Genomic DNA, 12,003 nt, shown 5'->3' on the forward strand with positions numbered 1-12,003 from the left:
ATTATATGTGCACTGGCCGGCAGAAATCTGATTAAAAACACACAACAGGCAGAAGATAAAAAAGGCGGTGAATGATGAATGAAGCATTTACACTGGCAACTTGTTTTGCCCTTGCCGGTGGCTTTCTGGGCTCGCTGGTAGTGTCTGATTATCGACGCTATGGGGTAATGCTTACTGTGACATTCATCATTATAGGGATGGTTTTTTCAGCCGCTATAACAGAGTATTTCTTCACGCAGAATCACCCGTGGCTGTTTGCCGGTGCCGGTGTGTTTGCCGGAATGGCTTCGAAATCTCTGTTAGATGCATTCAAAGCAACTGCGCCGAAGCTGGCTAAAAAACTGATCAATGCTGTGTGTAACAGGGCAGAAAAGATAATCGGTGATACAGATGATAAGCAGAAATAGTGATTTGATTACGTAACTGATTCAAGCCGGCTAAATGCCGGCTTTTCTATTTGGAGCGCTGGTGCCATTGATACAGTTATAACTATAGAAGATATGAAAAAATCATCTTTATAAAAATTAACTACTTGTTGTATATTTAAAATATAAATATAATATACTTACAACTAAGGGGATAGAATAATTAATGGCTTTGAATGGAATCAGGAAAAAGCAGCAAGCAATATCAAAAAGCACGGTGTATCATTTGATGAAGCTGTTACGGTACTTTGGGACGAAAATGCTTTAATAATTAATGATCCAGATCATTCCGAAGATGAAGACCGTTTCATATTGCTAGGGATGAGTGAGAATTTACGTGTATTAGTGGTTATTCATTGCGAAAGAGGCAATACAATTCGTTTGATTTCAGCAGGGACGGCCACCAAGCAAGAACGCAAACAGTACGAGGCACATTTATGAAAAAAGAGTACGATTTTAGTCAGGCAAAACGTAATCCGTATTCAGGACAGCTAAAAAAAACAATCACTATTCGGATTGATGAAGATAGTATTACTTATTTCAAAGATATGGCTGATGAAACCGGATTGCCGTATCAGGTTTTAATGAATATGTATTTAAAGGATTGTGCCGAAAACAAGCGCAAGCTTGATATTAAATGGACTAAGTGAATTTTAAAGAATTGAATAAGCTGCCAGTAGGCAGCTTTTTTCATGTCAAAAAAATACCCTCACGACTGAGGGAAGTCTCTGAGGGTTAATCGTGGTAAGAAGTTTTAAAGCAATTCAATAATACAAGAATAAATTTAAATTATCTATACAAAGCAGCCGTTATGGCTGCTTTTTTTATGCATGAAAGGTTTAGCAATGAATGAATTATCATGGATTAGTGAGGCACGCAGGCACATAGGTTTACGTGAGATTAAAGGTGCTAAATACAACCCGACAATCATGGCATGGCTTGACAATATGGGTAAGTACAGCAAGGAAAGCACAGCATGGTGGCGTGATGATGAAACGCCATGGTGTGGCTTATTTGTCGGGCACTGTTTGGGTGAAACTAGGCGGTATGTAGTCAAAAACTGGTTCAGAGCCAGAGAATGGGATAATGCTCAATTAATGACCAAGCTGGATAAACCCGCATATGGCTGTATTGTTACCTTTACCCGGCAGGGTGGCGGTCATGTTGGTTTTGTTGTGGGAGTAGATGCAAAAGGTAATGTGATGGTACTAGGCGGTAATCAAGGGGACGAGGTCAAGATTGCCGCTTTTTCACGTAGTAGGGTAACCGGTTATTACTGGCCTAGCATATGGTCTGATAAAGCAGTTAAATCATCTCCTTTACCTGGTCGATATGCGCTCCCTGTTTTAACTTCTTCCGGAAAACTCTGTACTAATGAGGCTTAGTTATTAGAAAGTAAAGCCAGCTAATTTTTGCTGGCTTTATTTATGTTCATCAGGACTTTCATAAAAAATATACCCGTCGACTATTCCGCCATTGATATTTTCAATATTGATAGTGTTAACGTCTCCATAAATCAATCCACCATCGTTAATAATTTCATCGGCATCAACAAAACCGCGGATTTGACCACCTTTAAAATTAATAACCTTAGCTTCAGTATTTCCGAAAATCAGAGCAGAACGCAATCTTATACTATTAGCTACAATATCCCCGCCAATAACAGCATGATCACTCATGATAATAGAATTAGCTTTAACTTGTGCGTGAATAGATGCTTCTCCACTAATATAAATTTCATCAGCATTTACACAGCCTTTAGCCGAGCAGACATCCAAATGTTTGTTGATTGTTAATTTCCCATCTACCTTAAGATTTCCTTTGATGCGAATAACCCCTTGTGTAGAAATATCTCCTTTAATATGTACATCACCGGGGTAGAGAAGATTACCTACAAAAGTATTAAGCTCTAAAGGTGGATAAGTGAGAGGCAATAAACTTATCAACCATGTTCCAAAATATATATCATTTAACTCTACACATCGCTCTAATACCTCTAAAGCTTCTCCGCCATTAGGGAAATACTTTTCAAAAGCTTGAAGCTCATCTACACAAGCGCCCATTTCTTCAAGCCACTCTTGAGTAACTATAAACTCTTCTTTTTTGGCTTCCATTTTTTGATCCTTTAAATAATAAAGCCCAGCCAAAACGCTGGCTTTTTCTATAATATGTATCAGATTAATTGAGGTTGGCATATATAGGTATTTGATCGGTATTAATCTCTAGTTTTCCTTCAAATTTAATTTTACCTTTTATATAAATCGAAAATTCTGAACAGTTATCAATAATTATATCTCCTTTAACAATAATATCGCCATTATGAACAATGCTAGCTTTTAATGTATCAACCACTACAGGTATATTTGTGGGAGTTACTTGTTATATCAGCCAATACACAGTGGTTATCTCCACCACAACTTGATTTTAGAATGCTAATTGCATTTTTCCATTCCGCAAAAAAATAACAGCATTTGATTTTTCAGCATTTATTTTCAAGTAAAAAAGCATATTTGCGGAACAAGAAATAAGCTAAAACCCCCGCAAAAGGTTTTTTTTTGCTGATAAGTAGTCATTATTAAAAAAGCAGCTTTTCCTCTAAGGAATAAGCTGCTTTTGTTTAAACGGAAAATCTATTGATTAATCTGTGCTGTTAATTCGCGGGTTTCATGAAAACGAATATCCGGCCAGCGTTCTTCTGTCAGAGACAGGTTTACACGGTTGGGAGCCAGATAGGTTAGGTTACCACCTGCATCTGTAGCGAGATTAAGTATGTTGGCTTTTTCAAATTCAGCCAGTTTTTTCCGATCAGGGCAGGATACCCAGCGTGCAGACCAGATGCTGACAGATTCAAATACGGCATCAACACCATATTCGTTGGCGAGACGAGCGGTAACTACTTCAAACTGCAATACACCTACAGCACCGAGTATTAGATCGCCGCCATTGTGGGGTCTGAATACCTGTACTGCACCTTCTTCACCAAGTTGTTGTAATCCTTTTTGCAGCTGTTTCATTTTCAGCGGATTTTTAATTCTCACAGCACGAAACAGTTCCGGTGCGAAAAACGGGATGCCGGTAAAGGTGAGGCGTTCACCTTCTGTGAAGCTGTCGCCAATCTGGATGTTACCGTGATTAGGGATACCGATAATATCACCGGCAAAAGCCTCTTCAACCAGTTCACGGGTATGTGACATAAAAGTGACAACACTGGATGCAGCAATGTCTCGGTTAAGACGCAGGTGTTTGATTTTCATGCCCCGGGTAAATTCACCGGAACACACGCGTAAAAAAGCAATACGGTCGCGATGCTTGGCGTCCATATTGGCCTGTATTTTGAATACAAAACCGGAAAATTTGTTTTCAGTTGGTTCGATCACACGCTCAAGTGCTTCTCTGGGCTGCGGAGCCGGTGCCCAGTCAATCAATGCATTGAGGATTTCCTGAATACCGAAATTGTTGATAGCTGAACCAAAGAAGACAGGTGTCAGCTCGCCACGCAAAAATGCTTCTAAATCAAATTCATTTGAAGCAGCCTGCACGAGCTCAATTTCTTCGCGCAGTTGCTGAATTTCTATCGGAAAGAGCTCATCCAGTCGGGAATTATTGATACCTTTGATTACATCAAATTCATGTGGCAGCTTCTCGCCACCGGCTTCAAAGAGGTAAATCTCATCATTCAGGATGTGATAGACACCTTTGAAATTTTTTCCCATACCAATCGGCCAGGTAATCGGAGCGCAGCGGATGTGCAGTATGTTTTCAACTTCATCAAGCAGTTCAAGTGAATCGCGAACTTCGCGATCATATTTGTTCATGAAGGTAACAATTGGTGTGTCACGCAGGCGACAAACATTTAAAAGTTTGATTGTTTGTGCTTCTACGCCTTTGGCTGCATCGATAACCATCAAGGCACTGTCAACGGCAGTGAGTACGCGATAAGTATCTTCAGAAAAATCTTCGTGGCCGGGTGTATCAAGTAGGTTAACAACATATTGACGATAATCAAACTGCATCACAGATGAGGCTACGGAAATACCACGCTGTTTTTCGATTTCCATCCAGTCTGATGTGGCAAATTTACCGGATTTTTTTCCTTTTACTGTACCTGCAGAGAGGATAGCTCCTGAAAACAGTAGCAGTTTTTCTGTTAGGGTGGTTTTACCGGCATCCGGATGGGAAATAATCGCAAATGTGCGGCGTCGTGCCGCTTCCTGGGCAATCTGACTCATGATTTTTATATTCTGAAAACAATAAAAACAAGACGGCTGTGGCCGTCTTGTAAAGAGATACATATTGTAGCACAGGTTGATATGAAATCTGTTAATTGGATATTTTAGTGCTGTTAATCATGACTTTTTATGAATATAAATTTTATTTATCGGCTGTTTACTAGTGATTTAAACTGGTTAGTCATTAGCTGTAGAAAAAAAGCATTTTTTCATATTTAAAACTTGGTTGTTACATTGTAGCTGCGCCTGGGCAGCATTGTGTTTAATAACTGCCAGTGCCAATGAAACTGAGTCTTTTTGTACCTGATTGATAATCAGCCCCGCTTCTTCATTGTTGCTATCATATATGCTGTCTCCGTCGGAAAGCGGGGTAGTACTTTCAATAAGTACCAAGCCGCGTTTTACCTGACCGCGGTACTGGGCCCGGGCGATAATTTCCTGTCCTGGATAACATCCTTTTTTAAAATGCACGGCACCGATAAGCTGCTGATTGAGCATTTGTGCCACACATGTTTCTGTGGTGGCTGCACTAATCCATGGATTGCCGCAGGTAATTTCATGAGTTTTCCATGCTATGGCATTTTCGGTATTCAGTGGTGGTAGCTGATCGATTTTGCCGACGCTGACCTCTGAGTGATCTGGCAATTGTATCTGCCAGATCTGATTGGTCGTCGTTGCTGATAAAACATATTGAGGTTGTTCTGGTGCATTTGATACAGGAATATCATTTGGTAAACCAACTGCCACACCCCATTCGGGCATGGTTTCTAATTTTACTTTGCTGCGCAAAATGTACATTTGCAATTTTTTCTGTAGCGTTTCACACAGATCGGCTGCAGCAATCAGAATAATATCGTCTCCTCTGTTAAGTAGAAGCATATTGGCGATGACACGGCCTTTGGCTGTATTATAAGTTGCCAGACATGCCTGTTCTTCTGCAAGATGATTAATGTCATTTGAAAGCTGATTATGCAAAAATGTGGTGCGATCTTCGCCGCTAACCCGAATAAGGCCGAAAAAGGGCATCAGGGTAGATGCTGTGTGTGTCATGTTGAATCCTGATTAATTTAAATTCGCCGGTTCTTATTATAAATCTGAATTTTTAGTAAACAAATAAAAAGCTCCGCCCAAATTCTGGGACGGAGCCAGGGAAAATACTATTAATTAACCTATTTTCCTTCAGCTTTTGCTTTTAACTGCTGATACATATCAGGATGTTCGTTTTTAAGCAGTTCTGCTACCTCCATATTTGCACGATTCAGTTTGCTTAATTCCAGTTGTTCGACATGAACCAGACGAACCAGCTCGCGAACTGGTTTCGGAATATTGCGTCCTGCTTCGTAACGCGAACCACCGGATTGGGTAACACCAACCTGACTCCAGAACTCAATTTGATTTAAACCAAGTTTTTTACGGATTTCACGCACATTGTTAATAGGTTTGAATGCTTTCATAATTTTTATACCTTAAAAGCGAGTTGTCTATGTGTTAGTAAATTAATATGGTCATTCATAAATAATTAATTATTTTGGTAAAATTTGTCAGGAAAACTGATGGCAAATGTTTTACCATTATGCATAATTATCTATTGGCTTCAATATTATCACAATTGTTTTTACATTCAATACAATATTGCTATTGTTTTATTAAAATGTGGTATAACAGGATAATACAGATTTATTTTAATTAAACTAAATAAAGATTTATTGTTTTATATCAGATATTAATATTATATTAATGTAAAGTTATGATATTTTTATGCTTTTAAGGTTTGCCTGTTAAAGGGCTGACTGTAAGTATTTCATAGCCGTTTTCAGTAACCAGAACCTCATGTTCCCATTGTGCTGAAAGCTTATGGTCTTTGGTCACAACCGTCCATCCGTCATTTAATATACGTAAATGACGTTTACCTTGATTAACCATTGGCTCGATTGTGAAAATCATTCCGGGTTGTAATTTTAATCCTGTATTGCGACGACCATAATGCAACACTTGCGGTTCTTCATGAAAGCCGCGACCGACTCCATGTCCGCAAAATTCCTGCACCATAGAGTAACCCGCATTCTCAGCTACTTGCTGGCAGGCGTAACCAATATCACCAAGTGTTGCCCCCGGTTTGACTACTGATATACCGGCCATCATACTTTGATGGGTAATGTTGATCAGGCGCCGGGCCTGCGGGCTGATTTCTCCGACGGCATACATACGGCTTGAGTCTCCATGAAAACCATCTTTGATAATGGTGACATCTATATTTAATATATCGCCGTTTTTTAGGGGTTTATCATCGGGTATGCCGTGACAAATTACATGGTTGACAGAAGTACAGCATGACTTGGGAAATGGCGGGTTGCCATAGCCTAATGGGGCAGGATAGCCGCCCTGAACATTGATATGATAATCGTGGATCAGACGGTCAATTTCATTGGTGGTGATTCCCGGTTTGATAAACTGGCCTATGTAGTCAAGTGCTTCGGCAGCCAGTCGGCCAGCAACACGCATTGCAGCAATTTCTTCTGCATTCTTAATAATCACGGCCATGATTCTTCCTTTTACGGTAATTAAAATAATTCAGTTAATGTGTATAATAATTTAAGCATTCACCAGTAAACTTAGTTCATCGGTAATATTCTGTTTGCGCATAAGACTTTCACCGATAAGAAAAGTGTTCACCTGATGTTGTCGCATCATATGAATATCATTTGTGGTGAAAATACCACTTTCAGCTACAACAGTTTTTCCTGTCAACGCGGGCAGAAGCTTGATGGTTTGTTGTAAATCTACTTCAAAAGTACGCAGATTACGATTGTTTACACCCCATAGTGAGGTTTGCATATTGGTACATTTTTCAAGTTCGTCTTCATTATGTATTTCAAGCAGTACGGTCATACCTAGTTCATGAGCAATAGCCTCATATTCGGTCAACTGAGCACTGCTCAGTGCCGCAGCAATAAGCAGGATTGCATCTGCATTGTATGCCCGGGACTGGTATATTTGATAGGCATCAATGATGAAATCTTTGCGCAGTACTGGCAGATTGCAGGCATTGCGTGCGATATTCAGATAGTCAAGGCTACCCTGAAAATAGTTTTTATCTGTTAATACAGACATGCAGGCTGCGCCACCAAGCTGATAATCTCTGGCAATCTCTGCTGGTGAAAAATCAGGACGAATCAAACCTTTAGATGGGCTGGCTTTTTTTACTTCGGCAATAATGGCAGCCTTTCCCTGATGATGTTTTGTCTGTATTGCTTCAAGAAAAGGACGCGCAGGGTTCTGTTCATAGGCTTTCGCCCGTACTTCAGCCAGTGTTTCAGCCGTTTTGGCAGTAACCATTTCAGTTTTTTTGGTGGCAATAATTTTATTTAAGATATCACTCATGAGTTGTGTCCAAAAGTGGATGCTGAAGCAGAATTAATCAAAAAGGGAAGGCGGGTTATCGCCAGAAGGAAAACCATCTTTTAGAAAGAACTATCTTCACTAATTTCTGCTTTCAATACTTGAAAAATAGCCCGGAAAGCTTTAGGTGGTTTTCCTGCAGCCTGTTCCTTACGGGCATTGCGAATTAATGTGCGCAGATTGCTGATATCAATATGCGGATAGCGGCTGATGATTTCAGTAAGGCTGCTGTCATCGGAAATTAAACGATCACGCAGATTTTCCAGCCGTTGTAAATAAGCATTATGTGTACTGTTTTCACCTTTGAGGCGCGCAAGATAATCGCTGATGGGTTTGGTATCGGTTTCACGCATCAGACGACCGATAAACTGAGCCTGGCGTTTAAGCGCGCTGTTGGAGCTGATTTTCTGATAGCTTAATACTGCCTGTAATAAATCTTCAGGCAAATTCATTTTTTTCAATGTATCTGCAGATAATTTGGTTAATTCCATACCTAATTGCTGCAAATCATTCATTTGCTTTTTCAATTGGGTTTTACTTATCCATTTTTCGTCTGCAAAAGCCTGGCTATCGGGATTACTGTTCATATTTATCGGGTCATGTGTGTATCTGAATTTCAAGTATCTATTTTAGCAAAAAATCCATATTATTTCAGTTGGCACGCTTGTTTAACTGCTGCCAGTGCCTAAACCGGCATGTTAGAATGCAAACTTCTTTGCAAGAGAGTAGATTAATGTTTCATCATAGTGCCGACCAGTTACAAGAATTGTGCCAGCAGGCAATCAATAAATCGAGACTGCAAGGGGCAACTGCTGTTGAAATCGATATTAGCGAATCTGCAGGCCAGAATGTACAAGTGCGTCAGCAGAATGTTGAGCATATTGAATACCAGCAGGATAAATCCTTAGATATAACAGTTTACCTGGGTCAGGCTAAGGGGCGTGCGAGTACTGCTGATTTCAATGAAAAAGCAATAGAAGAGGTAATCAGAGCAGCTTTAAGTATTGCCCGTTATACAGCTCAGGATGACTGTGCCGGTCTGGCAGAAGCCGCATTACTGGCTACAGAGTTCGGCGATACAGAATCTTTTTTCCCCTGGTCACTGTCTGCCGATGAAGCGATTGAGATTGGTAAAAAAGCCGAACAGGCCGCGCTTGATGCCGATGAGCGTATCAAAAATTCTGAAGGAGCAGAGGTACAGACTGATCATTATCAGTTTGTATATGCCAACAGTAATGATTTTTGTGCTTATCAGCGCGGCAGCCGACACAGTATTTCCTGTAGTGTGGTGGCTGCGGATGACTCAGGGATGCAGCGTGATTACTGGTATGATTTGGCACGAGATGCACGAGATCTTGATAATGCTGAAATTATCGGACAGACAGCAGCAACACGTACAGTACGGCGTTTAAACGGTCGGTCAGTTGCTACAGGGAAATATCCGGTTATTTTTGATACTACGGTTGCCGGAAGTTTAATTGGTCATTTGGTAGGTGCACTGAGTGGTAGTGCGTTATACCGGCAAACCAGCTTTCTGGTGGACAGTCTTGGCAAACAGGTTATGGCGCCCTGGGTATGTCTTACAGAGAAACCACATGTAAAAAAAGCACTGGCCAGTACTTATTTTGATGCAGAAGGGGTGGCTACACTTGACCGTACTGTTATCAGTGAAGGACAGGTTGCAGGTTATTTTCTTAGTAGTTACAGTGCGCGTAAGCTGGGTATGCGCACCACGGGAAATGCCGGTGGTGTTCATAATTTATATCTGAATCATACTCATGCCAGTCAGGCTGATTTGTTGAAAACGATGGGAACCGGTTTACTGGTTACTGAGCTGATGGGGCAGGGTGTAAATGCTATTACCGGAGACTATTCGCGCGGCGCTGCAGGTTTCTGGGTGGAAAACGGAGTAATTGCCTATCCGGTTGAAGGTATTACCATTGCTTCACGTTTACAGGATATGTTTATGGCAATGGCTGGTGTAGCAGATGATTCGTTAAAGCGCAGTACGCATAAGGTTGGTTCGATTTTGATTGATAATATGATTATTGCTGGAGCCTGAAGTGTAACTGGTAATGGGAATTTGTATGGATAATGGTCAGGCGAAAGTACAAATATTTGATAACTGCGTGTTTAAAAGGATTGAAAATGAGCTTCCGTAAAGCATTGTGGTGTGTATTTTTTCTGGCAGTACTTTGTGCGGCAGGGTCGTTTATAGGTCAGTATGTTCTGGGAATGAACCCGTGTGTGTTGTGTATAGTTCAGCGTGTAGCGGTCATTGCTACTGCGTTACTGGCTTTTTTGTGTGCCTGCTGTCCTAACCGCAGCTGTATTGAGCGGGTGATAAATGCCATTGTAGTCAGTCTGGCACCCATAGGCGGACTGGGTGTAGCTGTATATCAGATATATATTCAGCATCTTCCTTTGATGGATCAACCTTCCTGCGGCGCACCGTGGACGTTCCGTTTGCGTGATGCGCCGTTATTTCATTGGTATGAACCGATTATTCGCGGTACAGGTAATTGTGGTGAGGTTCAGAAAATTTTACTGATACCTTTACCGATATGGAGTGCGTTATTTTTTACTGCTGTATTACTTTGGGTCTGGGTATGGTTCTGGCGCAGTCGTAAATGCTGAAGCTGTGCCGGATCAGCGGCTGATAATTTGTTTTGTTTGAATGAATGCTATGGTATGAATGCTAGATTTTTACTGAAGACAATTGGTCATATTACACTGGCTGGATTATTCCTGTGCGGTATGTCTGCCTGTAAGGACAAGGGCAGATGGTCTGGCGGGGATGATAATTCGCCGGATGACAGCAGCCGGGTATTAAATCAGCCAGCACAGATAAGCCGGTTGATTCCGGCTCGGGTAGCAGATCGTGATGCATGGGCTGCAGATATCAGTCGGATCATGGATGAGCTGAAAATCAGTAAGACTCAGGAAAATGTATGTAGTGTGATTGCTGTGGTTGATCAGGAATCAAATTTTGTTGCAAACCCTTCGGTTCCTGATCTTGGCAATAAAGCAATCAAGGCTTTTCAGACGGAAGTGCCGCAAAAATTTGTCAGGCAGTTTGGTCCGGCTCTGGGACCGGCAGTTTCACGTTATTTTAATTCAGTACTGGTTAATGAACCGAGCAAAGAAAACAGTTTTCTGGTACAGATGCGTAATGTAAAAACTGAACAGCAGCTGGACTTAATTTACCGGCAGATATTTGCTTATGTATCAAAGCAATTTTATGCTGATTCAATTACTAATGCCGCAGCCAGGTTTATGGGTAAGGATATCGGAGAAGATAATAATCCTATTACTACTATTGGTTCGATGCAGGTATTAGTAAAATATGCACGTGAACATCAGCGCGATAATGCTACGGTAAATGAGTTACGTGATTATATGTATACCCGGGAGGGTGGTTTATATTACGGTATCCACCGGTTGATGAAGTATCCTGCGGCCTATGATAATCCTCAATACCGTTTTGCTGATTATAACTCCGGCATGTATTCGAGCCGCAATGCAGCCTTTCAGCAAGATATAAATAAACTGCTCAATACAGATATGGCTTTGGATGGGGATTTATTGCTATATGATAAAGATGATAAGGCGCAGTCAATGCCTAGTCAGACTGAAACAGCATTGAATCAGTTATTTGCTGATCATGGTGTCGCAATGAAAACGGAACAGATACGTTCAGATTTGTTGCAGGAAAAACAGGCAGAATTTGAAAATACATCCACCTATCAGAATGTAATTGCTTTATATAAACAGCAATTCGGTAAAAATCCGCCATATGCTATTATGCCGCAAGTGATAATTAGCGGACCGAAGTTAAGCAAAGATTATAATACCAACTGGTATGCTACTAATGTCACCCGTCGTTATGAAACTTGTATGCGGCATGGTGGCGGTACCGGACGCCACCGTAAAAGATAAATTCGAACATA

Annotated in this window: 14 protein-coding genes; 7 read left to right on the top strand and 7 right to left on the bottom strand. The window is 40.9% G+C overall.

Annotated elements, in window-relative coordinates; all coding sequences use genetic code 11:
- Positions 1-74: 74 nt before the first annotated feature.
- From GY065_RS04930 to GY065_RS04945, 4 genes are all read left to right on the top strand, one after another.
- Positions 75-407, top strand: coding sequence for a hypothetical protein (locus GY065_RS04930; protein WP_100117085.1), 333 nt, complete (start codon positions 75-77; stop codon positions 405-407).
- Positions 408-587: 180 nt separating this feature from the next.
- A complete protein-coding gene (locus tag GY065_RS04935; protein WP_371731935.1) occupies positions 588-866 on the top strand; it encodes a BrnT family toxin in 279 nt (92 codons plus the stop codon).
- The gene (locus GY065_RS04940) at positions 863-1,075 is read left to right on the top strand and encodes a CopG family antitoxin (RefSeq protein WP_025330149.1); all 213 of its coding nucleotides are present in this window, start codon (positions 863-865) and stop codon (positions 1,073-1,075) included. The genes GY065_RS04935 and GY065_RS04940 overlap by 4 nt, the downstream gene beginning before the upstream one ends.
- 195 nt (positions 1,076-1,270) lie before the next feature.
- Positions 1,271-1,810 (top strand): TIGR02594 family protein, encoded by a 540-nt coding sequence (locus GY065_RS04945; protein ID WP_174833291.1) that lies wholly within the window; start codon positions 1,271-1,273, stop codon positions 1,808-1,810.
- A gap of 36 nt (positions 1,811-1,846) precedes the next feature.
- On the opposite strand, the gene GY065_RS04950 is transcribed toward GY065_RS04945, so the two are convergent.
- From GY065_RS04950 to yjgA, 7 genes are all read right to left on the bottom strand, one after another.
- Complete coding sequence (locus GY065_RS04950; protein ID WP_174833292.1) at positions 1,847-2,539, bottom strand: polymer-forming cytoskeletal protein; 693 nt, start codon at positions 2,537-2,539, stop codon at positions 1,847-1,849.
- A 516-nt stretch (positions 2,540-3,055) separates the two neighbouring features.
- On the bottom strand, positions 3,056-4,654 hold the full coding sequence (locus GY065_RS04955) for a peptide chain release factor 3 (RefSeq protein WP_174833293.1): 1,599 nt from the start codon (positions 4,652-4,654) through the stop codon (positions 3,056-3,058).
- Between the two features lie 177 nt (positions 4,655-4,831).
- Positions 4,832-5,704 (bottom strand): folate-binding protein YgfZ, encoded by an 873-nt coding sequence (locus GY065_RS04960; RefSeq protein WP_174833294.1) that lies wholly within the window; start codon positions 5,702-5,704, stop codon positions 4,832-4,834.
- A 119-nt stretch (positions 5,705-5,823) separates the two neighbouring features.
- The gene (locus GY065_RS04965; RefSeq protein WP_174833295.1) at positions 5,824-6,108 is read right to left on the bottom strand and encodes a DNA-binding transcriptional regulator; all 285 of its coding nucleotides are present in this window, start codon (positions 6,106-6,108) and stop codon (positions 5,824-5,826) included.
- 310 nt (positions 6,109-6,418) lie between these two features.
- Positions 6,419-7,198: a type I methionyl aminopeptidase gene (gene map, locus GY065_RS04970; RefSeq protein WP_174833355.1), complete on the bottom strand. Its 780-nt coding sequence runs from the start codon at positions 7,196-7,198 to the stop codon at positions 6,419-6,421.
- 48 nt (positions 7,199-7,246) lie between these two features.
- Positions 7,247-8,035 carry an indole-3-glycerol phosphate synthase TrpC gene (trpC, locus tag GY065_RS04975; protein ID WP_037474924.1) on the bottom strand — a complete coding sequence of 263 codons (789 nt, stop codon included), beginning with the start codon at positions 8,033-8,035 and terminating at the stop codon, positions 7,247-7,249.
- Positions 8,036-8,115: 80 nt separating this feature from the next.
- Complete coding sequence (gene yjgA, locus GY065_RS04980; RefSeq protein WP_037474927.1) at positions 8,116-8,640, bottom strand: ribosome biogenesis factor YjgA; 525 nt, start codon at positions 8,638-8,640, stop codon at positions 8,116-8,118.
- Between the two features lie 116 nt (positions 8,641-8,756).
- On the opposite strand from yjgA, the gene pmbA reads away from it, so the two are divergent.
- The 3 genes from pmbA to GY065_RS04995 all read left to right on the top strand — a co-directional run bounded on the left by pmbA (position 8,757) and on the right by GY065_RS04995 (position 11,992).
- On the top strand, positions 8,757-10,115 hold the full coding sequence (gene pmbA / locus GY065_RS04985) for a metalloprotease PmbA (protein WP_244621486.1): 1,359 nt from the start codon (positions 8,757-8,759) through the stop codon (positions 10,113-10,115).
- 86 nt (positions 10,116-10,201) lie between these two features.
- Positions 10,202-10,690 carry a disulfide bond formation protein B gene (locus GY065_RS04990; RefSeq protein WP_174833296.1) on the top strand — a complete coding sequence of 163 codons (489 nt, stop codon included), beginning with the start codon at positions 10,202-10,204 and terminating at the stop codon, positions 10,688-10,690.
- Between the two features lie 54 nt (positions 10,691-10,744).
- Entirely contained in the window at positions 10,745-11,992 is a 1,248-nt protein-coding gene (locus GY065_RS04995) for a DUF1615 domain-containing protein (protein WP_202984036.1), read from the top strand.
- The last annotated feature ends 11 nt before the right edge of the window (positions 11,993-12,003 follow it).

It is taken from the genome of Snodgrassella sp. ESL0323, assembly GCF_013346865.1.
In the GTDB taxonomy this organism is placed as follows: Bacteria; Pseudomonadota; Gammaproteobacteria; order Burkholderiales; family Neisseriaceae; genus Snodgrassella; species Snodgrassella alvi.